Genomic DNA, 23,008 nt, shown 5'->3' with positions numbered 1-23,008 from the left:
CAGAAGAGAGAATTAAAAGAGAAGGAAAGGCCTTCAGAGGCCAGCGAGGTACTGCATGAGGGCCTCGGCGGCAGCCTTGGTCTCGGTCCTGGTGGCACCGGCGACGATGACGACGTCGTAGCCGCCAAGGGCGTCCTGGATGTACTCGATGTCGCCTGGGCTGTTGTACCAGTCGACCTGGCTGATGCCCTCATCGACGAGGTACTGGGTGACACTGTTGGCAACCGGGCCGCCAACGAGGATGAGGTTGCTTCCTGGGTTCTCGAGGTCAACCTCGTAGTCCATGACGGTTATCGGGCCGGTGACCGGCTTGAGGATGATGTTGTCGGCGTAGATGCCCTCGATGGTCCAGCCCTCGAACTCGTCGCCAACGGTGAGCTCCTGCTCGAGGATGGTGGGCTCCTTCTCGGTGAGGCTGATGTAGGCGTAGGCAACAGCGTAGCTGGTGTCGGTGATGTTGCCGTCACCGTTGATGTCGTAGTTGACGTCGCTCTCCTTGAGGAACTTGATCTCGAAGCTGTAGCCAAGGTTGTAGGTGCCGAATATGTCAACCGGGTTGCCCTCGAGCGGGTCGACGTTGGTGAGGGTGATGTTGGTTATGTAGGTGCCGTTGGTCTTGATGGTCATCTCCCAGGTCTTGCCATCGTAGACCACGGTGGCACCGCTCGTGTAGTCAACGACATCAACCTGGGACTCGATGCTGGCTATGAGGTGGCCGTCGATACCGACGAAGGTGTCCCTGAGGGTGAGCCACACCCTACCGTCGCCGAAGACGTCCCGTGGGTTGTCCTTCTCAAGGATGAGCTGGTCGCTCTCCTCGCCGGTGACGGAGTTCTTGACGACAACGAGGGCCCTCTGGTCGATGATGCTTATGTCGAGGACGGTGACGATCCAGTCGGTGCCCTCGATGGCCTGCGGCTGACCGACCTGGTACCAGGCGGTGCCCTTGTCGAGACCGGCGGTGAAGGTGTCGTTGCCGACGCTGAGGACGTAGTAGGTGTTGCCGAAGACGCTGAAGGTCTCACCGACGCCGACACCTGGGTCGTAGGTGCCGACTATGGTTCCGCCATCGGCGGCAACGTTCTCGGCGTCGCCGATGTACCAGTCAGTAACAGTATCGTAATCGGCCGGGACGCCCCACTCTGGGTACTCTGGCCTAACCTCAGTGGTGTAGGTCACGGTGTAGTTGTAGAGCACGTAGTCGAGGAAGACCTCAACACCACCGGCGGGGATCTGTATGTCGGCGTCCTTTGGTGGCATGGTGCCGTCCCACTCGGCTGGGTCCTTTGAGACGAGCTCGATGCCGTTTATGGTGATGTGCCAATCTATGGTCTGGTCATCTCCGGTCTTGTCCTTGTCGGGTATGGTGACGCTGGCGGTGAATCCACCGGCCCAGACGGTGTAGTTAGCGGTGTAGGCGGTGCCGTTGAACCAGTAGTCGCCCGGAAGCTCCTCGTAGGCGGTAGCCCATCCGGTGAGGTCGGTGAGGTTGTGGTCAACGGTCATAGTGTCGTAGTTGTAAGAGTAGATGGTCCAGTCCTGAATGTGAGCAGGCGGGATCTCCTGCTTGACCTTGACGTAAGCGTTCTGGGCCTCGACCTGCTCGGTGGTGTAGAGCAGGCTTCCAAGGGCAACGGCTATGTCAGCGGCACTGGCAACGTCCATTGCAGCAGCGTTACTTCCAACGACGATTTTAACGTTCGGGGTTCCATCGGCGTTAACGAAGAAGTCCTTCGGTATGTTCGGGACGGTCGGCTGGGCGCTGGCGAAGCCGACGGTTGCTCCAACCATTGCGGCACCAAGGGCAAGGGCCGCGATTTTCTTCACTTTCATTTCCCAACACCTCCATAAGTTTGGGTTTAACACCCTAAGGTGGCCTAATATGTATTGTCAATGACTTTCTATCAGATACGGGTATATATACTTTTCGCTTTCAGACCCTTTCTCTGCTTAAAAAGAGCACGCTGATTGCCGTAAAAATGAAAGGGAGCTTAATTAAATGCCTATAGAGTATTCGCCTTTTGCCGATAATATCACGGGCTGAGCTTGAACTCGGTGTTCTTTTTCTCCATAATCTGCCTCTTTATGGGTCTGGTAACCAGTTCGTTCACGAATCCGGCCAGATCCGTGAGGATGTTTTGGAGCTCGTTGGCAGTGACGTCGATGATTTCGGGCTCAAGCACAGAAATCGCCACAGGGGCGTATTTTGCCGTGAGCTGCATGAGGGACTCGAAAGACGAGAGGAGCTCAGCCGCTAAAAGTCCCTTAAATTGACCGTCCTCTTCCTGCCCCTGAACAGCGAGTTTGTTTATCCTGCACCCTTCGATGGTCAGGGCCTTTGCCATAGTCGTTTTTATGGCCTCCTCGCTTTCACCAAAGACCTCTATCACAAAACGATAGAGAATGTTCCTGTCCTCGACGATTAACTCCTCGATTTCCTCTCGGGAATAGCCTATTCTCGGTTCTGGCAAATCGTCGAGTTTGGGGTAAACCGCCAAACCGCCGAACTTCTGCATGAGCTTGCCCATGAAGAGGGAAACCTCTCCCAGGATCTTCATGAGCGTTTTGGACTCGACCTCGACCTTTCCGGGTCCAAGCACCTCGACAACTGCCGGTGAGTATTTGAGGGTTAACCGGACTATGTTTCCCAGATCCCCGGAGAGCTGGGCTTCTATGACTCCGGAATACTTTAGAAGCTCCTCATCTTCGTTTTCCAGCACGTCTTCAACGTTTATGTATTTGATCTTGACCCCCTTTTCATCTTTGAGGTTCTTGGCAGTCTCCTCTAAAGCCCTTTCTAAAACTTTCTTGTCGTTGCCCAAGGCTTCTATGTAAAAAATAACCTCAATCTCGGACAATTTCATCACCACATCCAGCTATATTGCTTTTTTAAGTACGTCCCAACTATTGGAATGGGTTCGCCGCAGTACTCGCACTTCCCGTCCTTCACGTGGTATTCGATGATTTTGAATCCCCAGCGGACTATTAAAGGTTTGCTGCAACTTGGGCAGTACGTATGCTCCCCTGTGTGCCCAGGCACGTTGCCGGTGTACACGAACTTCAGGCCCTCCTCCCTGGCAATGCGGTATGCCATCTCGATGGTCTCAAGCGGTGTCGGCGGAAGGCTGGCGAGCTTGTAGTGCGGGAAGAAGCGCGAGAAGTGGACGGGTGTGTCGTCCCCTAAATGCTCGACTACCCAGCGGGCGAAGGCTCTTATCTCCTCTTCTCTGTCATTGAGCGTTGGAATGATAAGATATGTCAGCTCAACGTGAATTCCGAGTTCTTTCTTAGCTATCTCCGCGATTCTCTTGCTCGGCTCTCCGGAGGGGACGCCCGCTATCTTCATATAGAAGACATCATCGAAGGCCTTGATGTCGATGTTCATGGCGTCTATGTATTTAGCCAGCTCTCTGAACGGCTCCTCGTTAATATAGCCGTTGGTGACGAGGATGTTGTTCAGACCTTCTCTCCGCGCTATCTTTGCAGTATCCAGCACAAACTCGTACCAGATTACGGGATCATTGTATGTGTACGCTATGCTCTCACAGCCGTAGCGCTTGGCCAATTCAACTACCTCAGGAGGAGAAACATCCCGTATATAGGGGAGGCTCTCATCTGCTTGGCTTATCTCCCAGTTTTGGCAGTGCTTGCAGTGCATGTTGCAGCCGACGGTTCCGATCGAGAATGCGCAGGAACCGGGCCAGAAATGAAAGAGCGGTTTTTTCTCCACTGGGTCCATAGCCATCGAAGAAACCTTGCCGTAGTTTAAGGTGTAGAGTTTCCCACTGATGTTCTTCCTTATCCTACACGAGCCGCGCTGCCCCTCATCGATGATGCAGTTGACTGGACAGAGCCTACAGCGAACGCGGTTACCGTCGAGCTTCTCCCAGAACATTGCCTCTCTCATAACTATCACCTCCATCTCACTTAGATATAATTGGAAAGGAAAGTTAATTAGGCTTTCCCATACCTCTTGTAGTAGTCTCTCACAAGGAGGAACTCGGCGTTCTGGCTTTTGTAGTAGTCTATAAGCCGGGCGAGGAGCTCAAGGGCTCTATCTCCAGTGTTGAACCTGCAGTCGAACCTTATGGGCTCCTTCTGCATCGGAACGAACTCCCAGGGGTGGGCGAAGTAAACGCGTGGCTCGCTCAGTCTGGGGTGAATGAGCTTCTGGATTCTCCATGGGAGCCTTATGACAGAAGATGTTGTTGACGCGGGAACCTCAAGCACGTTCCCAAAGAATCTAACCCCTTCGCGGTAACCCTTGTAAGTTGCCTTGGACGAGTCAACCAGTATACCATTCCTTTCCAGTATCTTATAATAATAGTTAGGAAACTGCAGGTTGGGGGCCCTGAACGAGACGACATCACCAAACTCCCTTAGGATTTTGAGGGATTTCTCTATCACGTACCTTCCTTCGTCCTTTGAGAGCTTGTCCAGTCTCTCGTGGTTGTAGTTGTGACTTCCAAGCTCATGGCCTTCATCTACAACGCGCCGCACAAGGTGCGGAAAGCGCCTGGCCATTTCCGCGGTAAAGAAGAAGGTCGCCTTAACGTTCTTCTCGCTTAGAAGGTCGAGAAGCTTCGGCAGGCCTTCCTCCATTCCTTTTGTGGTCGTTAGGTAGGGCGGACAATCGTGTTCAACATCGAAGGTTATTGAAACCATCATCCCTTGCTCCCCCTTAGTATCCTGTAGAGTATATATCTCTTATCGGCCCCATCTACGGCATCTAATGTGGTTTTGTAAACATCGAGGAGCTTTTCAAGGACTACCTTCCAGGAGAACTCTCTCTCTGCGCGTTTTCTGGCCTCTCTGCCTATTCTTTCTATGATATCCCCGTTGGAAATCACTTCAGCGAGCTTCTGGCTGAGCTCCTCCTCACTGTTGCCAAGGAATCCGGTGAGGCCATCTACTATCAGGTCAGAGAGTCCGCTTTCGTTCCGACCAACTATCGCACGTCCCGTGGCCGAGGCCTCAAGACCCACTATTGGAAACGCCTCCAGCATTCCTGGCATTAAAACAACATCCGCCGCCCAGTACAGTTCTCTAACCTTCTCCCTTGGCAGGAAATCAAAGAGAACCGTGCGCTCGGCCAAACCGGTTATGTGGAGGTTCTCCTCAAGTTTAGGACGCATAGCTCCGTTCCCGACAGCAATCAGTCGTATCTTGTCCTTACTGAGGCCCGAAAGCTTCAGAGCAGAAGAGATAACGAAAGGAAGCCTGTGGGCCTGCTTCCTCTCGGTCATCCTGCCTATGTAGAGGAGTGCTATCTCATCGGAAAGTCCCAGCATTTCCCTGGCCTTCTCTCTTTCCTCCGGCTCTGGGGGCCGCCACTTTTCGACATCGATGCCATTGGGAACGACCACCACAGGACGCCCGTTCAGCCTTTTTCCGAGCAGTTTCTTGGTGTCCTCTGCCACGGGGGTGCTCACGGCGATAAAGGAGTCTACCCTCCTAAGGTAGTGCCTCAGCATGGGGCCGAGGATAAAGTCAACCTTGGGGTTTCCGTAGAATGAGTGGTTAGTCGCAACAACTGGAACACCACGGACGCCCCGCGAGAGGTTGGCGACGGCAATTGAAAGGGGTGAATATATGCTGTGAACATGGGTAATGTCAAAGCCCACCTCTTTGTAGAGCTCATTTATCTTCCAAAGCTGGTTTGGGCCGAGGCTGACATGGTAGTTTTTCAAATACATGGACGCGGAAAACCTCCTGACTGTATATGGAAAGTTGTCCTTGTAGGGTTTCAGATATCGGTAATCGTGGGTGATCACATAGGGCTCGTGCCCGATTTCGAGGAGATTCCGGGCGAGATCGTCAATGTGAGTCTCGATTCCACCGATTTTAGGAAAAAACCAGTCGGACACTATCGCGATTTTAAGGCTCTCCATACCTCTCTCCCCCCGGACGTTAGAAGAACCACTAGTCCCACGAGGGTGCTGAGCACGTAGGAGACAAAGCGCTCCAGCAGGGTTACGGAAACGGCAAATCCCAGTGGGATACCGAAGTGAGTAAGCGTTCCAACGAGACCCCCCTCAATGATACCGATGCCTCCCGGAGTGAATGCCACCAGGCCGAGGAGCAGGTTTGCTATGGAAATGACTGCGATCAGGCTCAGGCTTAAGTGGAGCCCAAAAGCGAGGGTTATCAGCTTGAGCCTTGCAACATCGAGTATCCAGACGGCCGAGCTCAGAAGAATGCCCATGAGGTTTATATTGTGCCGATCCCTAAGGGAGAGAATTTTTTCCATCTCTTCCTCGCTCACAGAGGTCTTGAACAGCCTCAGGGAGAGCCTCACAAAGGCTTCCCATTTAATCCATATCGCCGCCACGCCCGCGACCCCTATAAGGAACAGCAGTTCAGGTGTTGAGGAGAAATAAAGCATCCCCACCAGGAACAGAACGAAAACTGGGACTGTCTCAAGGATACGCTCGTATACTATGCTCACCGTGGATATGCCTGTGGGGATATTGTTCTTTTTACTTATCCACGCGATTCTCAGGAGTTCGCCGCCGCCGCGGCTCATCGGGGTCACGTTGTTCATGAAGATGGAGGCCAAAATTGCCTTCACCAGCTCGAAGAGGGGAGCATCACGCCCCATACCTCTGAGAACGAGCTTCCAACGGATGGCGTACAGCACGACGCTCACGTAGTATGTGAGGAGCGCCAGGGCTAAGTAGTGTAGGGGAACTTTTTCTATAAGAGTCAAGTACTGTTCTGTTGATACCCCGACATTCTCGAACATACTCCCAACCAACCTTTACTCACGATGATCGCTTATAAACCTTATCCGAGTTTGAGGGGTAAGGAAGGCGGACGTGGCAGAAGGCTGGTGTTCAGGGCCCCCTGAGGTGTTCCCACCCTAACAGGGGCATTTTCAGTCGTTTTCCGGAGGTAGTAATAAATACCCCAGCCCCTTTGTGTACCGCACCTATAACCGTAAAGTCAAAGCTCAGTTCTTCCAGATTTTGGGGCGGAATAGTGAAGAGCAGCTCGAACTCTTCCCCGGAGGCCAGTGCAATTTCAATGGGATCGGCATTTATAATTGAGGCGACTTCATGAACTTCTTTCCGTATCGGCAGGTTTTCCCCGTCGATCTCGATTCTCACGCCGCTCATCTCTGCAAGGAGATGCAACTCCTTGCTCAGTCCGTCGCTGATGTCTATCGCCGAGTTCGCGTACTTACTCAGCTCGATTCCTTCCTTTACCCTCGCTTTTGGCTCGAGCAGCTTTTCGTAGAGGACTTCTCTTGTTTTCCTGTCAATGTCGAGATCGTTCAAATAAATCATGAGGCCCGACAGTGCCCTTCCTATGTCTCCGGTAACGCATACTAAATCGCCTGGCTTTGCTCCACTCCTCCTAAGGAGGCGCCTTGTCGTTCCGAGGGCGATGCCGTCGATTATCAAATCGTCTGCCTCGTTGGTGTCTGCGCTCAACACCGGAACGCCATAGAACTCAAGCGCTTCACCAATCCCTCTCGCAACACCTTCGATATAGCCCCAATCAATACCCCTTGGCACTCCTAGCGAGAACAAGAATCCGATGGGCCTGGCTCCCATAGCTGCCACGTCGCTCACGTTCATAGTTACGGCTTTGAAGCCGACCTGTTCGGGGGTCATTATATTGGGAACGTCGGTCTTTTTCACGAGCATGTCGTTGGTTGCAACCAGCCACTCATCACCTAGCCTTAGTGCTCCTGCATCATCACCGAGCGGCAAATCGCCCTGCTTTCTGAGATGTTTCATGAAGAGTTCGATGATTTCGCGCTCCATGGGCATCACACCAAGGTTCGGAGGGGTAGTTATTAGGGTTGCCTTCGGCACCCGCCGAAAGTTCGCTAGACAAAACGAGAAACTTATAAATGAAACCGTGATAATTTGATTAATTTACCCAACTTCGGAGGGGGAATAAGATGTTAAAATATCTGCTGCTTGCGGTGTTTTTTCCAGTGCTGGCGATAGTGCTGACGAAGAAGCTAGGAGAAGACTATGCGTGGATAAACAGGAAGATAATCCACTTCAGCAGTGTTCCGGCAATCCTCATGTTCAGAGAAGGCCTTGTTTCTGGCGTTGAACTTGCTGGTGCCGTCATGGTCTTTGCTATCGTCCAGCTTATAACTCATATAATGAAAAAGGAGCTCAGCTGGTACCAGATAAGGGACAACTACGGCGAGGTCTTTTACTGCATCATGTTCAGCGCCATGGCGGTCTTTATGGATGTCAACTACGCCTCCGCGATAATGCTCGTGATGGCCATCAGCGATGGTATCACTGGTGTGCTCAGGTTCTACTATTTCAAAAAGAACGGCTTCAACGTCAAGCTCAGGAAGCACTGGATCGGCAGCGTGGGGTACATCCTCAGTGCCCTTATCATAGCCTTTGTAATGCTGCCCGATCTGAACGTTGTCATGAAGTTTGCTTGGTCTGGCATACTGATGCTCGCCGAGTATCAGAAAGTCATCGATGATAACATTGCCGTTCCAGTAGTTGCGGTTCTGATAAAGCCCCTCTTCATGCTTTGATTTCCTCTTACCCTTTCAAAAATTTCATCAGCGAAGTCTGCTTCGGCTTGTATTCTTCCTTCGGCACTTTCACCTCAACGCTCTCCAGCTCGTCTATTCTAGCCTTTCGTATTTCCTCGGGCAGTCTTATCTCTCCGTACTTTCCCCCTCCGCCGGGGATCACTATCAGCTTGCCCTTCCTATAGGCCCAGACCGCTTTTGCCACCTCTTCGTGAACCTCCGCGAGACTCTCGATAGGCACGTCAACGAGGACTTTAATCTCGCTTCCAAACTCCTTCAAAAAGCGCTCCCAGATGACCTTCACGGCCTTCGTCTCGACACCTTTGCCGATTACCATCGCTATTATCTCAGCCAGAGGGGCAAGCCTCAGGTAGGGCGGCCTGTCTTTGGGCCTTTCTTCTGTATCCGCCAGCTCGAGAATTCTATCGTGAACACCCTTCTTTATCCTCCCGCCGCACTCGGGGCACTTCCATTTGAAGGCTTTGGCTTCCTCTGGTGAATACTTGGCGTAGCAGCGGGAACAGGCGGTTAGATGGTACTTCCCGAGCCTTGGGTCAAGCCCTGCGTTGAGGACTATCCTCCTTCCTCCGCGCTTCAGGATGGCTTTTCTGACCTCCTCAAAGGTTGCCTCTTTGATATCGAAGCGGTTGAACTCCCTCCCTAGTCGGTGTGGCATCGGTGAGTGGGCATCTGAATTGCTGAGGTAGGTGAGCCCGTGATGGGCTTTTATTCTATCTGCCATCTCGGAATCGGCGGAAAGGCCGAGCTCGAGGAAGTGGATTTTGGCTCCCTGATAAGCCTCCTTCAGGCTGTTGTACTCCTTGTAGAGTGCTGTCCAGGGTGTGAAGGCGTGGGCAGGACCGATCAGGACACCAAGATCGTTGGCAAGGTCCGCTATCTCTGCCGCCGAAAGGCTTACGTGGGGGCGACCTTCCGTATCTATATCGTTGGAATAAGGTTTAAGCAGCTCCCTCATCTCGTGGACGGCTCCAATGTTTGGGAAGATAAGAACGTGGTGGACTCTCTTATTGTCCTCGACCTCCGTCGTGAGCAGGAAACGTATCCCGTTCCTTTCGTAGGTTCCTTCATCAGCTTCCTCTGCGTATCTGAGTAGCTCTTCCTCCCATTTCGGGTTGAGTATGTCGCCGGTTCCGACAATTCCAAGGCCCTTGAACTTCGCGTTCTCCGCGAGCATTGGAATCGTCATAAGCTTTGAAACCGCCTTCGAGTAGCGGGAGTGGATGTGAAGGTCAGCGTCAACCAGCATGAAACCACCTCAGTCTATGTACATACCCTCCAGTCCGCGGTAGTAGGCGCGGTATATGTCCCTTTTGGTGACGACTCCGACGAGCTTCCTGCTCTGTGGGCTTTCCAAAACAGGAAGGAGGTTCTGGTCGTAGGCCATCAGTTTCTCAAAGGCATCCTCCGCTGTTTCCGTTGGATATGTAACACCGTAGGCCCTGTTCGTGAAGCGCTTCACGTGCATTCTCTTGAGGGAAGTCGGCTTCTTCAGAATGTCCTTTATCCCGATGATACCAACGACCTCGAGGTTGTCATTAACGACGGGGAAGCAGTCGTGGCCGGTTTCACCTATCAGATGCTCGACGTCGAGGAGTGTCTGGTTCTCGTGGACGTAAACGGGCTCGCGCGTCATTATCTCGCTGACCGAAATGGTTTCGAGGATTACCGGCCTTCCTGTTCTGACGCGGTAACCTTTCCTGCGGAGCTTAAGGGTGTATATGGACTCTCCCTTGAGGAAGAACCTCGCGGTCAGGAAGCCTATCGTCGCTGAGGTCATTACAGGGGGCAGGACGGCGTAGCTCCTCGTTAGCTCGGTCACCATGAGTATCTGCGTCAGTGGTGCCTGCGTCATCCCACTGAAGAAGGCAGCCATTCCAGCGAGGGCGTAAACGGTGGGATTTGGCTCCAGCGCTGGCAGGATTAGCTTTACCAGCTGGCCGAAGGCGGCGCCGAACATCGTCCCAATGTAGAGACTCGGCGCGAAAACACCGCCGCTCTGGCCAGAGCCTATGGTCAGCGCGGTTGCAAGCATCTTTGTGAGCCCGAGAACTATGAGGAGCCATATCGCCAGCTCGCCGTAGAATGCCATCCTCATGCCATCGTAGCCTATGCCGAATATCCCGTAAGCTGGAAAGAGCATTCCAAGGAAGCCAACGCCGATGCCGCCGATGATGGGCTTTGAGAGCTCGGGGAGCTTCGACTCGCTGAACCTGTCAACGACGGAGTAGAGGAAGCGGGCGTAGAATGCCGCAAGGAGGCCGAGGACGAGACCCAGGAAGAAGAAGAGCGGCAGTTCTGGGAGCGTGTGGCCTATCTTGTCTGGAATGTCTATTTCAACCGCCCTGTTGAGCACCGCCAGAGTGACCGCGTTGCCTGTTACTGCCGCTATAAAGATTGGCACGAAGTTTATCGAGAACGCCCCCATGTAAACAACCTCAAGGGCGAACATAGCTCCCGCAAGAGGCGTGTTGAAGGTCCCTGCTATTCCCGCGGCTAAGCCGCAGGTAACGAGGAGCTTCTTCATTTCCTTTGAGAGATGGAATCTGCGAGCGAGGACAGAGGTAAGCGAGGCCCCGATGAATCCTATTGGGCCTTCTCTTCCTACGCTTCCACCTGCGCCAATTGTTATCGCCGTTGCGACGGTCTTGATGACCGCAAAGGCTCCGGGGATGTTACCGCCCTTGAAGATCACGGCCTCTATGACTTCGGGAATGCCGTTGCCTTTTATGTCGGGGTATTTAACGATGAAGAAGCTAACTACGAGGGCTCCCAGGGTTGGTAGGAGGATGTAGCCCAGGTTGAAGTCTCCCACCTGGTAGGACACCTTCGGCAGCAACCAGACAAAGAAAAACTCGTGAACGAGCCCGATTAGAATCCTGAATGCAATCGCTCCAATACCCCCGACTAAGCCTGCAAGTATCGAGAACGCTATTACACCTCCCCACTTCTTAATGTAGCGCCCGTTTTCAGGGGCCATCAAATGGTAGTAAGTATCGCCAATAAAAAGCTTAAGCTTTTATACCTCCTCGAGAACTTCCTTCGGTGGAAACTATGAAGGTTGAAGGATTCGTCGCTTCCCTCAGAAACGCCGAGACAATCGGCGAACTGTTCAAGATACTCCAGGAGAAGGGCGCCCCCATAGTTGAGCTCGATGGTCAGAGGTTTCTGATAGTCGTCGAAGGGGACTTCGAGGGGAGAAAGTTCTGGACCGAGATAAACGGTGAAAAAGCTAATCAGGCTCTCGGAGATGCCATGCTCAACTCCTCAAGCTTCCCCTTCAAGTGCAAGCGCCCGTACACGGGCGGAAACGTCATCTTCGTGAACTTTGACGACATCGAGGTCGACGACTTCCTCGTTGCCTACCGTGAGGAGGAATACGGCGTCTTCTACCGCGTGAAAGGTGGAAAGGCCGAGGAGATAACCGCTGAGGAATATGGGAAGCTCAAGACCGAGATGCCCGAGTTCAAGATAAAGTCCATGAGCGAAGAGCAGATGGATATGATGGGAGCCTTTTTCGGCTGAAAAATTTGAAGGCTCAAGAAGAGCCTTTAATCTCCTTTATCTTTCTATGCGTCGTCTGTATCCTCTCGACCTTTTGGGCTGCCTTGATGTTTCTGGCCTCTTCGATCTCCCTCTTGAAGGCCCACTTTAGGAGAGGCGGCGTTATGAGTACTGAAACGGTTATGAATATCAGCGTGGCCGCTATGAACTCTGGTGCATGCTGCTGGCTTATTGCCCCTCCATGTATCGCCACCATCAGGTCAACAAGCGCCACTTCGGTTCTGGGGACGGAGCCAATTCCCATCTGGAGGGACATCCAGAAGTTCTCCCTGGTAAAGAGGAACTCCTTTCCGCGGCCCCAGGCGGTAATCCATGCTCCGATGCCCCTACCGAAGATCTTTCCGAAGACTGCAACGGTAGTGAGAACAGCGGCGAGAACGAGGGCCTGGGCGTTCTCGAAGACTGTAAGATTTAGCATTGCTCCCGTGTGCACAAAGAAGAACGGTATGAGCAGGCCGTAGCCTATGGCCCTAACGTCTTCCATCAGGCGCTTTCCTTCTGGGAGCTTTGAGAGGACGAGTCCCATCATAAAAGCTCCTTCGATTGCAGCTGCGAACCAGCCTTCTGCCAAAGCCGCGAAGAGGAACATCACGCCAAGAACCATTCCGAGAATGCCCTTCTCGACGTGCAGCTTTTCCGCGAACTTGATGTAGTAGTCAACGAGGAACCACCAGATAACGCCCGTTATTATGAAGAAGGCCACAATCTTAGCGCTCAACTCAATAAGACTGCCCGTTCCGACTGCGAAGATTATCAGCGCTATGCCAAGGAAGTCGTCCATCACGCTCGCGCTCAGCGATGCCGCTCCAACTTCGCTCTTCAGCACGCCCAAGTCCATCATGACACGGACGGTGAGACCTATGCTCGTGGCCGTGAGCAGAACGCCGCCTGCAAAGGCCTCCCTGCTGTCGTAGCCCATTTCCATGAGAGCAAACCAGCCAAGGACGAGCGGGACGAAGACGCCGAGAAGAGTCGAAACTGTGGCGGTGAGGCCCGTCTTCTTCAGCTGCTCGAGGTCTGCATCGAGGGCGCCGAGGAAGAGCAGAAATATTATACCAAGCTTGGCGAGGAAGTTGGAGACGACTGTCAGGTCTGTGGTGAATTCCTCGCCGCTGACTATTGGGAGGTACTGGGGAGCAACTATGCCGAAGTAGACGAGGTTTCCAAGGATCATTCCCATGAGCAGCTCTCCGAGGACTCCTGGTAGCTCATAGCGCTCGATTATGCTGTCTCCTATCTTCGCCAGGATGAGCGAGAGACCTACCGCGAACAGCAGCCACGTCACTGTTTCCATTGGGCACCACCTACCCTGAGCAGTCTAAGTAGCTCGTCAATCAGTATGCGAAGGCTCACTTCTCCGACCAGCTTTCCGTCCTTTACCACAGCCAGCACCTGAATCCTGTACTTGCGCATCTTCATGAGGGCTTCAAGTACCGTCGCGTCTTCCTCTATGGTGAGCACGTGCCTCTCGGCTATATCCTCTGCCTTCGCCGCCCCGCCCAGCATAGAGCGCATCGTCCTGCTGGTCATTCCGAGCTTGAACTTGTGGGCCTCTGGCGGCAGGAGGACATCTATCACATCGATGTAGCGGATGACACCCACGAGCTTCATGCTCTCCTTGTTCTCGACGACCCAGACGTGGTGCCTTGTCCTCAGTATCTTGAGTACGCTCATCAGGTCAGCATCAGCGGTAACGACTGGCATGATTTCGAACTTGGGCATTATATCGGTCAGCTTGAGTGAGTGAAACTTCTCGAGGGCTGACTCGACGCTCATGACCACCACCAATTCTGAAAGATGAAAAAAGTTCTATTTAAGGCTTTGTGGGTCTAGGGGGGCATTGGGGAAACGTTTAGAACATTGTACCAAAAAACAACTGAAGTTTCACCGCTCCCTCGGCCAGTAGGGACGGGCAGGAGAGCCTTTCGGCACCATCTTCGGCATGCTTATTAACTCCAACGATAAACAAATAGGATAGAGGAATCAAAATGACAGTAACAGACGCCCGAGACCGTAATCGTCACGGAGTCCATCTTCAACGGCCTCCTAGGCATAGTTTTGACCTCCTTCGCCGTGGCTCTGTTCGTTCCTGAGGCATCGAGTGCCACGGTTCTCGAGGGCATAGCCAGCTACGTTGGCATTTTACCCCGCCGCGGTGCTCTTCTTCCTATGGGATGTCCATAGTCATTGGCGTGGCACTTAGAATAGTCGGCTACAACATCCTCAAGCGGGCGAGGGTAATGAACTTCCCGGAGGTCGTTATATTCTCCCTCGCGCTGGCCTTCGGTGGTTTCCTTCTTGGCGAGTTTGCCAGGCCTCGGGCTATCTCGTGACGACCGTTACGGGCATATCTTGGGGCACTGTTGGCAGCTTGGCTCGTTCTCAAAAAAGGAAATCAGATATCCCTTCCCATTGCTCCGATGAAGTAAAAGAGCAGCTTTGCTGCGGTGAGGGCAGTTACATCTCCCAGCTCCGTCCCTGCAACCTCGGTTATGTCGAAGCCGGCTATCTTCTTGTTCTCGACGAGCCATTCGAGGGCCTCGATAACCTCCCAGAACCTCAGGCCACCAGCCTCGGGCGTACCAGTGCTCGGAACCATCGAGAGGTCAAAGACGTCGATGTCCACCGAGAGGTAAACCGGCTCCGGAAGGGGTTTAACCAGCTCCACGAAGGCATCGAAGGAGTAATCCCTCGCGTGAACCCAGGCGATGCCTTTCTCCTCGGCGTATTCCACCTCTTCCCTCGTTCCGCTCCTCACCCCGAAGATGGCCTCCCTAATCCCGAGCTCGGAAATCCTTCTCGCCACACACGCGTGGTTGTAGGGGTTGTTCTCATACTGGTCACGGAGGTCGAGATGTGCATCGAACACGACGTAGCTGGCAGGCTTGAGGGCCTCGACCGGACCGAGGGTTATCGAGTGCTCGCCGCCGAGGGTTATTGGTATTGCGTCGGGGTTTGTCCTCTTTAGCTCTTCGATGGTTTCTCTCACCCTTTCCGCCGTGCCCTTGGCATCACCGGCAATGACCGCTATGTCTCCAATATCCGCTATGGGGAGCTCGGCTATATCCATGCCGTAGTCTAGAATGTAGCTCTCGAGGTTGAGCGTTGCCTGCCTGATGAGCGTTGGACCGAATCTGGTTCCAGGCTTGTAGGAGGTTGTTCCGTCGAAGGGGACTCCAAGAATTACGAACTTGGCATTTTCCGGCTCGACGAGGGGAAACTCGAGTTTGAGGGTGTCGTAGGTGTAGAGGAATTCCACGGTCTCACCTCCGGAGAAAATTGAGCGACCCGTTTAAAAGGTTGCGCAGAAGGGAAGTAGGGGCGAAAGAAAAAATCACTCGCCCTTTAGCTTCATTATCTTGATCCTGCCCAGGGTCTCCCAGTACTCGACGTTGATGCCCTCCTTGAGCTGGTCCTTGACCTCGTCAGCGACGCCGGTCTCTATTGGGACATCGTAGAGCTCGTAGGTCTCCATGTCCATGATCTGGACGGTGTCTGGGGTCATGGCGATGATCTGGGCGGTCCTCTTGTCGATTATCGGAACGTCAACCTCTGCGCTGGTGGGCTTGACGATGCTCCTGACCTTGCCGTCGAAGATGCCAACGGCCTCAATCCTCGCCTTGGCGGAGCCGTGCTTACCTGGGGAGGAAACGGTTATGTTCGCTATTCTGCAGGGCTCACCGTCGATGAGGATGTACCTTCCAGGCTTGAGCTTGCTAACCTGAACCTTAGTCTTGTCTCCCATTTTTCAGACCTCCATAAGCGTTCTAAAGGGGATTAGGAAGGGACTTTAAAAAATTTTTGAATAGGAAAGAAAACGGAGAAACCTCAACGCCTGCCTTTTATCAGCATGCCGTTCATAAGCATCGGCACAAAGAGCACGAGGCCGAGCAGTGCGCCTATCTTCACCGTGGTCAAAGGTGCCCTGAAGGTGTAGTAGAGGGTCACCAGACCACCCAGTAATAGCAGGAGTATCACTGCCTCCACGGCTCCTTTGTTGTGGGCTAACTCGGAGGACAGGAGTGGATAAGCCTCTGCTGCAGCTATGAGGGCACCAACACTGAAGGGCACAACTACGAACATCATTCTGATATCACTGACCATCATGAGGCCGGCTATTATCATGCCAATTACGGAAACAATGGCAAGGCTCCCGCTCCTGTCGAGCTGCATGACCTCTGAAAGTATCTGGCTGCCCATCTCGATAAGGATTATGATGGTTGTTAGGCCTGCGAAGTACAGTGAAAGCATGAGCAGGTAGATTAACCTGTCAGCATTTGCTATGTTGCCCTTGAGAACCTCGGGGATCGAGTAGAAGACCTCAATCGAGTCTATCGGGCTCTTGGTGCTGTCGGTGGCATACTCCTTGAGGTCTGTGAACTTGAGGAAGAGCTTCATGGACTCCTCTGGTGGGATATTGGGATTGTGGAAGCTCCTATCGAATCCCTGATAGGCCGCGCCGAGGGAGTAAGCAACGGTGAATGCTGCGGCAAAACTGAGGACTATCTGGAGTATGAACACTATGCCCAGAACCTTCCTCAGGTCAAGCTCCTCGGGGGTAAAGCTGCCCACCACGTAGTAAACTCCCGCGCCAAGGCCGAAGGAGATGAGAACCGAAACGAGCATGTAGAGAACTCCTTTGAACGTCAAGGGTTGGCCAAAGGAGGTTATTGATGAAACTGCTCTCTCCATGTACTGAACAGCCTGTGGGGTGGTAACAGCGCTCAGGGCCTGGTTCCTAATAAGAACGGCTGATATTATGGCGAAGAGCACGAAGAGTATGGATATAACAGAGATGAACTCAAGGGTCCTGCCCTTGGCCATGAGTAAAAGCACTGCGGAGATTAGAACCGTTACAACCCCTAAGATGGGAACGTAGCTCGCTTCAAGTCCGAAGATGTATATGAGGCTGTAGGAAGTGTAGTATGTTGTTACACCGAGCATTATCAGCAGAAACATTATCAGGGTGAATATCAGGGCGGGTGTCCTCGCTATCTTAAAGAACAGCTCATAGATTAGATACCTTGTCCTTTTAGTGCTCTCAGCTTCACTGTAGATCAGGAACAGGGCTATCAGCATTGGAATCAGCGAAACCAAAAAGCCCTTCAGTCCGAAGGTTATGTAATACTTCGGTAGAACCAGGAAGTTCCAGATTCCAAGAATGTACCCGGTTATTAGGAACGCCATAAGGACGCTTATTTTTCTCATTGAGATACACCCCCACAGAGGCTGTTTCTAAGAATGAGCTAAGAGGAAAGAAATATAAAAACATTGTGTCGTTTTCTTATTTGGATTTAGAAAACCCAATGTTCAAAGTTGATGATTATCTCGTTTACAACCGTCCATGCCATCAGCGGGGCTTTGTAAATGCTTATTTTTTTCCCTGGGATTTCACTTCTGAAGTCCCCGTGAGGGAATCCACCGACAACCACAAGGGGCTCATGGAGTTCGGCAAGGGTTTTCCCGAATTCCTGGGGCTTCAAGAGCTCCCCGTTTTCGTGCATGATAAAAACGCCGTCCGGTTTAATCTCGTCGATGAGCTCTTTGAGGCCCTTCTTTTCCATCCTGAGGAGCTCCAAGTCTTTCGGCACGACACGGTTCTTGAAAAGGCTCTCCATCAGGCCAACGAAGCGGTTGTAATTCCTTGGAATCCTAGTCTCAGGTTTTATGTAAATCACCTCGTCGTTCCTCGTGTGAACGTAAACCTTCAGCAGGCCCTCCTTGTTTGCTATGCTTTCGAGGGCATTGAGGAGACAGATGTGTACTATGTCCGGCCTTCCCCGTCTCTCGCCGTCTTCAAGTTTTTTCAGTGCCGCATGGTGGTAAGTGCTGTCCAGGAGCACTTCCTCTGGCCTCTTGTTTCTCCTTCTGGCGTAGTTCACCACCGCTGGATGGTCCCTTATACCCTCTGGAACGAGCTCCAGCTCCGAGTCAGCTATCACCAGGTGGAGCATTTTCCCACCTCTCAATTGTTATTCCCCTATCTGCGAGCTCCTCGGTTATCCTTGTGAAAGTGTCTATCCTCATGCCGAGTATCTCGGGGGGTATGATTCCGAAAATGCAGCCCTTCTCGGCAACAAGACGCGCTATTATCGCCGCTGTGAAGCCAGTAACTCTAGCCATCGATGTGAAGCCGCCCCTTTCCTCGTCGTAGAGGAAGTAGCCGATCTCTTTGTCCTCCCCATCAAGCGTGCCCCGCCCAACAACCTCCATTATCGAGAAGTCTGGGCTCTTGTAGATCATGAGGGGCGTGATGACCTCAAGCGTCTTATCGATGTGCTCTGGTTTAAAGAATCCCAGCTCCCTAAGAACGCGCATCTTTTCGAGGTGCCCAGGCCAGCGTAGCGTCCACTCCTCAAGCTTTTCTGCCTTGACGCTTTCAAGCAATGAGCGGAGGCCATCACTCACGAATGCCTCGAACTCAAAATCCCCAACCTGGACGTGCTCGAGCCTCTCAAATGGATCAACTGAGATGACCTTGCCGTTCCTGATGACTCGTGCGGGCCTCGTGTACTCCTCTATCAGGTCATAGGGCGACCAGGTGATGCGATAGTAGAGCGGTGGCCTCGGCTCTTTCGGCAGGCCTCCGACGTAGATGCGGCCTTCCCTGAGCTCGTCAATTTCTTGCCATATCCTTCCCATGAAGATGTGGCTCAGTCCCGGTGCAAAGCCGGCATCAAAGATAATTGTTACCTGAGCTTTTTCAGCCTCGTCGCGGAGCTTCAGCGGGTTCTCCGGCATGAAGGAGACGTCCACCATGTCAACGCCCGCCTTTATTGCCGCCTTTATCGAGCGGTATCCGAACCTTCCCGGCAGGGCACCGACGACAAGTTCAAACTCCTTCATAGTCTCAACGAGAGAATCAAAGTCTGAAGCATCGACTTTTATCGTCTCGGCAAAATCCCTGACGGAGTTTAGCCTATCCTGACTTCTGTCTCCGACCCATACCTCGAATTCATCCCTTAAGTCCCAGGCTATCGCCTTTCCAACGTTTCCGGCTCCCAGAATGAGCACCTTCACGGTAACACCCATAAGAAACTTGAGAGAAGATATATATAAGGTCTGCTCCTACTTCATTCAATGCAGATTAGACTGCCCCTGTTCAGAAAGAGAGTCCTGGAGCTATTGGCCTCCTCTGACGAGATAAAAGTCATGCACATAAGCGATACTCCAGAGAGCTCCTACCGCTTCATAGAGGGACTCATTGAGAAGGTCGGACCTGGCTATATAATCCACACTGGGGATCTGGCCGACAATATAAAACTCGAGAGGAAGCCGCATCTTAGGCGTCGCTACAGGGGAGCCCTGAGAAAGCTCGCGAGGATGTTCGACGGCTCCAATGCGCGAATATACATCGTTCCTGGTAACGAGGACGACTTGGAGATGTTGCGGGAGTTCTTTGGTGAGAACCTCATAGAGCCCGGGAGCGTTGTGGATATAGAGGGGGCCCGCTTTGCTCTCGGGCACACGTGGAAAGACGTTGTCAATCTCGATGCGGACTTTAAGCTCTACGGCCACAACTTCAAGCTCATTGAGAGGGGCCTGAACGGTGTTCTTGGGGTAAACTTCGTCCTCCTTCCGAGCAGGAGAACCTATAGGGTCAAGTATCCCCCCGGGACCGACTTTGAGAGGGGATACAAGATGTGGAGGGGTATGTAATGCGCGTTCTGAGGTTTGGGCCATCTATAGTGTTCTTGAGAACCAAAGAGGTGGAGACCGTCAAGGCCAAGCTGATGGAGATTTTTGGCGTTCATGAGATACCGGCCAACGATGCCATACGCGAAAGCAATGAGTTTGAGACGATAGTCTTCGTCACTGACGAGTGGGAGAAAGAAACGATTCCACCGGAGATGGCCTTCTTGATCAACAAACACGCTCCCGTAGTGCTGAGCGAGATCATCAACGAGGGGATGCCGATTGAGAAGGTCCATATCGAGGGCACCATGATAATGATACGAATCCCCACAAGGGTCGAGGAGGGGCTTAAGCTTCTCGCCGAGAAGTACGGCGGGGAAGTGATGGACATAAGGACGGCCCTCGATGAGGGCGAGGCAGCTGATACTATAATAGCAGTTACCGAGAAGAAGCTCAACTGCCCCATCGGGCCGGAGGACATAAAGGGGGCCGTGCTTCTCCACAGGGACTTCCTCGACGTTTATCGTGAACTCAGTACAGACGCCCCCATACTCCTCACGAAGCTGATGCCGGAGTGGAAGGAGCTGATCATAAAGGTATACGACACCGATAAGCGCTACGACGAAAACATAGAGAGGCTCATGATGGTTATAGAAGACCTGGACCTCGGTTTCATAGTCGGCGAGGGCTGGGACTGGGACTATCCAAGGCCATTTATGCGCGTTCCGGTTTACAAGCTGAAGCTCCTGACGTGGGAAGACCCGATGAGGGTCAAGTTCCTCCTTAAGGGTCTCGAGTACGTGGGCTACAAGAGGCTGTGCGACATAGACGTCTTCGTTGAAGGCAAAAGGATAAGTTGGGTAAGTGTTTCAAAGGGCTTGGAGAAGTTTGAACTCGCAAAAAAAGCAAGGGAGGAACTTGAATCTCTGCTTAGTGAGGAAGTCAGAGAGAGGCTTAAGGACCTTGATAAGATGCTGTCTCGGTAACGTAGTCCATGGGCACGAGTATCTCGGCTCCTTGTTCTTCTGGATTTATGCTCTTCTTGATTCTTATCAGCAAGCCCTTGGAACACTCCACCGAGACGACCCTTGTGGAGAGTTCCTCCAGCTGAGCCCTGGCACGCTCGCTGATTAGACTGGGGTTGATGAAGTAAACCGCGATTCTCTGTGGGACGTTGAGGAAGGATCTAAGCAGATCCATAAAAAACATCTCATCCCTGCTCCCTGTGCTACTCTTCACGATGAGCTCCTCCAAGCCAAGGACAAGCAGCACGGTTTCCGGATGGGAGTTAAGGTATCTGTAGAATGTGTCCTGGTACTTTCTAATGTAAACCCTCTCGTCGTGAGACACGTCAATGTGTGCTATCAGATTCCCTATCCGTATCCTCCCCCCACCCTTTATGACGTCTAACTTGTCCAGGTCAATGTCAATGCCGACACTCTTGAGATCCTGGACAACGATGGCCAGTCTGTCAAAGCCGTCCAGAACCAGGACGTTCATACCCCTCTCCCGCGCTGACTTAAGAGCCCCATAAAAGACAAGATGAAGGGGAGAACGCGATGATAGCTCGACGGTTACTGTTTCCCCCAGTTTGAACGACCTCACGAAGTCTCTGAAATCTTTCATGGAACCACCCCCAAACCAACGAACCTTGGGTGGACATGCTTGAGAATCTCGGCCTTCTTTCCTCCATCCTTGAGCTCAACGATGATTGGAATGTAGAACTCCAACTTCTCGAAAGTCTCAGGCTTCAGTACTCCGGCGTTGGCGAAGACAACGCTGCGGAATTCCTTTGTAATGCGGGTTTTCATAATAATCTCAATGAAGAACCTGCTCAGGTCATAGGGGTTGTTCTCCCAGATTGAGAGGAGTTTTCCGGCTCCAAGGAAGAAAATCATGGTTCCTGGCGTTGCGATATCTTTTATTTTCCTGGACAACTCCTGAGCAAAGATGGACACATCATTAAATGGGTTGATAGTCGCTACGACCTTTCCTTCTTGGACGAGGCCTCCAATCCTTACAGTTGGTAAATTCTTCAGGAAAGTGACGTCTCTGCCGCTGAATTTGAGCATTGTCGTGAAAACGTGGAACGTGCTGAACGCGTCTACAATAATCACGTTCACTCCCTCGTCAAGGACATGCTTGACGGCACTGTAAAACAAGAGCTCGGGATGGTCGGTTAGGAGATACCTAATTAGAACCATGTCTCCTAGAGTAAGGGTTTCCAGAAACTGGTCGATTCCCAATTCCATCGGTAACCCCTCCCCGACTTTATCTTGGGATCTGCCAGATAAAAACTTTCCTCAGAGCTTTCTAATTTTGGCCACAAAGAAGCCGCTCGTTCCGTGTCTATCCGGATAGAAACGCCTCGCGTTTCTTATCTCATCACTCAGCTCGACGCCGAAGGGAGCGGTTAAAGCCGGCTCCCCGTATCTGAGGGGCAGAAGCTCGACGTCAAAGTTGTCAAGGACCCACTGGATCACGAACTCGTTCTCCTCGGGCTCAAGGGAGCAGGTAGAATAGACCAGAATTCCCCCAGGCTTTAGGTTCTCCAAGGCCACCTCCAGCATCTTCATCTGCAGTCCCTGGCAGAACTTCACATCCTCCATCGTGCGGTTGGCCTTTCGCTCTGGGTTCTTGTGTATCGTCCCCGAGCCAGTGCAGGGAGCATCAAGGAGGATCTTGTCGAACTCTACCCCAAGCTCCCCCATGTGGAGCGAGGACTTGTGGATTAGAACCGTGTTGGTAACGCCCAAGCGTGAGAGGTTCAGGCGGGTCTCCTTCAGGCGTTCCTCGCCGACGTCAAAGGCGTAGATGATGCCTTCGTTTTTCATGAGTTGGGCCATGTAGGAGGTCTTTCCTCCGGGAGCGGCCGCCATGTCAGCTATGACATCCCCTGGCTGTGGCTCCAGAGCAACAGGAGGATACATTGACGAGGCCTCTTGGATGTAGAGCAGCCCGCTCAGGTATTCGGGCGTTGAAGTTATCGAGAATGGCTCCCTCGTTAGGCAGAAGCCTTCCCTCGCCCAGGGCACTCGCCTGAACTGGAAGCCCTTCTTGTTGAGCAGCTTGGTGAGCTGGGACACTTCAATGCGGAGCGTGTTAACCCTAAAGCACCTCGGCAGGGGCTTTTCCATGGCCTCAGCTATTGCCAGAGCTCTCTCGCCCCAGAGCTCGTAATAGCGCTCCGCGAAGGTCTTCGAGTAGCCGAGGCTGAAGAGTTTCTGGAGCATAACTAAAGTTGGAATGGGGATTTTAAACCTTAACCCC

Annotated in this window: 24 protein-coding genes; 5 read left to right on the top strand and 19 right to left on the bottom strand. The window is 52.6% G+C overall.

Going from position 1 to position 23,008, the window contains the following annotated elements; all coding sequences use genetic code 11:
• Positions 1 to 33: 33 nt before the first annotated feature.
• The 7 genes from E3E23_RS02240 to E3E23_RS02210 all read right to left on the bottom strand — a co-directional run bounded on the left by E3E23_RS02240 (position 34) and on the right by E3E23_RS02210 (position 7,772).
• Positions 34 to 1,833 (bottom strand): S-layer protein, encoded by a 1,800-nt coding sequence (locus tag E3E23_RS02240; RefSeq protein WP_167906057.1) that lies wholly within the window; start codon positions 1,831 to 1,833, stop codon positions 34 to 36.
• Between the two features lie 200 nt (positions 1,834 to 2,033).
• Positions 2,034 to 2,858, bottom strand: a complete 825-nt coding sequence (locus E3E23_RS02235; protein ID WP_167906597.1) for a hypothetical protein — start codon at positions 2,856 to 2,858, stop codon at positions 2,034 to 2,036.
• A 5-nt stretch (positions 2,859 to 2,863) separates the two neighbouring features.
• A complete protein-coding gene (gene amrS, locus E3E23_RS02230; RefSeq protein ID WP_167906595.1) occupies positions 2,864 to 3,907 on the bottom strand; it encodes an AmmeMemoRadiSam system radical SAM enzyme in 1,044 nt (347 codons plus the stop codon).
• A gap of 47 nt (positions 3,908 to 3,954) precedes the next feature.
• Positions 3,955 to 4,668, bottom strand: coding sequence for a polysaccharide deacetylase family protein (locus E3E23_RS02225; protein ID WP_167906056.1), 714 nt, complete (start codon positions 4,666 to 4,668; stop codon positions 3,955 to 3,957).
• Entirely contained in the window at positions 4,665 to 5,891 is a 1,227-nt protein-coding gene (locus E3E23_RS02220; protein WP_167906054.1) for a glycosyltransferase family 4 protein, read from the bottom strand. Before E3E23_RS02220 ends, E3E23_RS02225 begins: the two co-directional genes overlap by 4 nt.
• Positions 5,867 to 6,745 carry a lysylphosphatidylglycerol synthase transmembrane domain-containing protein gene (locus E3E23_RS02215; RefSeq protein ID WP_167906052.1) on the bottom strand — a complete coding sequence of 293 codons (879 nt, stop codon included), beginning with the start codon at positions 6,743 to 6,745 and terminating at the stop codon, positions 5,867 to 5,869. Before E3E23_RS02215 ends, E3E23_RS02220 begins: the two co-directional genes overlap by 25 nt.
• Positions 6,746 to 6,836: 91 nt before the next feature.
• Positions 6,837 to 7,772, bottom strand: a complete 936-nt coding sequence (locus tag E3E23_RS02210) for a thiamine-phosphate kinase (protein ID WP_167906593.1) — start codon at positions 7,770 to 7,772, stop codon at positions 6,837 to 6,839.
• A gap of 140 nt (positions 7,773 to 7,912) precedes the next feature.
• On the opposite strand from E3E23_RS02210, the gene E3E23_RS02205 reads away from it, so the two are divergent.
• A complete protein-coding gene (locus tag E3E23_RS02205) occupies positions 7,913 to 8,521 on the top strand; it encodes a hypothetical protein (protein ID WP_167906050.1) in 609 nt (202 codons plus the stop codon).
• A gap of 7 nt (positions 8,522 to 8,528) precedes the next feature.
• Here the strand turns inward: E3E23_RS02205 and E3E23_RS02200 are convergent, their stop codons facing one another.
• Together E3E23_RS02200 and E3E23_RS02195 are read right to left on the bottom strand one after the other, a co-directional pair.
• Positions 8,529 to 9,788 (bottom strand): TIGR00375 family protein, encoded by a 1,260-nt coding sequence (locus tag E3E23_RS02200; protein WP_167906048.1) that lies wholly within the window; start codon positions 9,786 to 9,788, stop codon positions 8,529 to 8,531.
• Between the two features lie 9 nt (positions 9,789 to 9,797).
• The gene (locus tag E3E23_RS02195; protein WP_167906046.1) at positions 9,798 to 11,519 is read right to left on the bottom strand and encodes a chloride channel protein; all 1,722 of its coding nucleotides are present in this window, start codon (positions 11,517 to 11,519) and stop codon (positions 9,798 to 9,800) included.
• Between the two features lie 74 nt (positions 11,520 to 11,593).
• Between E3E23_RS02195 and E3E23_RS02190 the strand changes: the two genes are divergently transcribed.
• Positions 11,594 to 12,064, top strand: coding sequence for a hypothetical protein (locus E3E23_RS02190; RefSeq protein ID WP_167906591.1), 471 nt, complete (start codon positions 11,594 to 11,596; stop codon positions 12,062 to 12,064).
• A gap of 13 nt (positions 12,065 to 12,077) precedes the next feature.
• On the opposite strand, the gene E3E23_RS02185 is transcribed toward E3E23_RS02190, so the two are convergent.
• Both E3E23_RS02185 and E3E23_RS02180 read right to left on the bottom strand, forming a co-directional pair.
• Positions 12,078 to 13,397 carry a cation:proton antiporter gene (locus E3E23_RS02185; protein ID WP_167906044.1) on the bottom strand — a complete coding sequence of 440 codons (1,320 nt, stop codon included), beginning with the start codon at positions 13,395 to 13,397 and terminating at the stop codon, positions 12,078 to 12,080.
• Complete coding sequence (locus tag E3E23_RS02180; RefSeq protein WP_167906589.1) at positions 13,385 to 13,879, bottom strand: HPP family protein; 495 nt, start codon at positions 13,877 to 13,879, stop codon at positions 13,385 to 13,387. Before E3E23_RS02180 ends, E3E23_RS02185 begins: the two co-directional genes overlap by 13 nt.
• A 398-nt stretch (positions 13,880 to 14,277) precedes the next feature.
• Here E3E23_RS02180 and E3E23_RS09980 point away from each other — a divergent pair, with 398 nt between their 5' ends.
• Positions 14,278 to 14,436 (top strand): hypothetical protein, encoded by a 159-nt coding sequence (locus E3E23_RS09980; protein WP_206205600.1) that lies wholly within the window; start codon positions 14,278 to 14,280, stop codon positions 14,434 to 14,436.
• 62 nt (positions 14,437 to 14,498) lie between these two features.
• Here the strand turns inward: E3E23_RS09980 and speB are convergent, their stop codons facing one another.
• The 5 genes from speB to E3E23_RS02150 form a co-directional block, all read right to left on the bottom strand.
• On the bottom strand, positions 14,499 to 15,362 hold the full coding sequence (speB, locus tag E3E23_RS02170) for an agmatinase (RefSeq protein WP_167906042.1): 864 nt from the start codon (positions 15,360 to 15,362) through the stop codon (positions 14,499 to 14,501).
• Between the two features lie 75 nt (positions 15,363 to 15,437).
• A complete protein-coding gene (locus E3E23_RS02165) occupies positions 15,438 to 15,848 on the bottom strand; it encodes a translation initiation factor IF-5A (RefSeq protein ID WP_167906040.1) in 411 nt (136 codons plus the stop codon).
• An 83-nt stretch (positions 15,849 to 15,931) separates the two neighbouring features.
• Positions 15,932 to 17,311, bottom strand: coding sequence for a sodium-dependent transporter (locus tag E3E23_RS02160; RefSeq protein WP_167906038.1), 1,380 nt, complete (start codon positions 17,309 to 17,311; stop codon positions 15,932 to 15,934).
• Positions 17,312 to 17,397: 86 nt separating this feature from the next.
• Positions 17,398 to 18,057 (bottom strand): 16S rRNA methyltransferase, encoded by a 660-nt coding sequence (locus tag E3E23_RS02155; protein WP_167906036.1) that lies wholly within the window; start codon positions 18,055 to 18,057, stop codon positions 17,398 to 17,400.
• Positions 18,035 to 19,123: a saccharopine dehydrogenase family protein gene (locus E3E23_RS02150; RefSeq protein ID WP_167906034.1), complete on the bottom strand. Its 1,089-nt coding sequence runs from the start codon at positions 19,121 to 19,123 to the stop codon at positions 18,035 to 18,037. Before E3E23_RS02150 ends, E3E23_RS02155 begins: the two co-directional genes overlap by 23 nt.
• 60 nt (positions 19,124 to 19,183) lie before the next feature.
• On the opposite strand from E3E23_RS02150, the gene E3E23_RS02145 reads away from it, so the two are divergent.
• Positions 19,184 to 19,762: a metallophosphoesterase gene (locus tag E3E23_RS02145; RefSeq protein ID WP_167906032.1), complete on the top strand. Its 579-nt coding sequence runs from the start codon at positions 19,184 to 19,186 to the stop codon at positions 19,760 to 19,762.
• Positions 19,762 to 20,724 (top strand): hypothetical protein, encoded by a 963-nt coding sequence (locus tag E3E23_RS02140; RefSeq protein WP_167906030.1) that lies wholly within the window; start codon positions 19,762 to 19,764, stop codon positions 20,722 to 20,724. Before E3E23_RS02145 ends, E3E23_RS02140 begins: the two co-directional genes overlap by 1 nt.
• Here E3E23_RS02140 and E3E23_RS02135 read toward each other — a convergent pair.
• From E3E23_RS02135 to E3E23_RS02125, 3 genes are read right to left on the bottom strand one after another with little or no spacing between them, the layout of a single operon-like run.
• Complete coding sequence (locus E3E23_RS02135; protein ID WP_167906028.1) at positions 20,693 to 21,364, bottom strand: DUF257 family protein; 672 nt, start codon at positions 21,362 to 21,364, stop codon at positions 20,693 to 20,695. The two genes, E3E23_RS02140 and E3E23_RS02135, sit on opposite strands and share 32 nt — an antisense overlap.
• Positions 21,361 to 21,990, bottom strand: coding sequence for a DUF257 family protein (locus tag E3E23_RS02130; RefSeq protein ID WP_167906026.1), 630 nt, complete (start codon positions 21,988 to 21,990; stop codon positions 21,361 to 21,363). Before E3E23_RS02130 ends, E3E23_RS02135 begins: the two co-directional genes overlap by 4 nt.
• 51 nt (positions 21,991 to 22,041) lie before the next feature.
• Positions 22,042 to 22,971 carry an RsmB/NOP family class I SAM-dependent RNA methyltransferase gene (locus tag E3E23_RS02125; protein WP_167906024.1) on the bottom strand — a complete coding sequence of 310 codons (930 nt, stop codon included), beginning with the start codon at positions 22,969 to 22,971 and terminating at the stop codon, positions 22,042 to 22,044.
• Positions 22,972 to 23,008: the final 37 nt, after the last annotated feature.

Origin of the sequence: Thermococcus sp. CX2 (assembly GCF_012027555.1) — an archaeon.
Lineage (GTDB): Archaea > Methanobacteriota_B > Thermococci > Thermococcales > Thermococcaceae > Thermococcus.
This window is presented reverse-complemented; position numbering and strand designations above follow the sequence as displayed.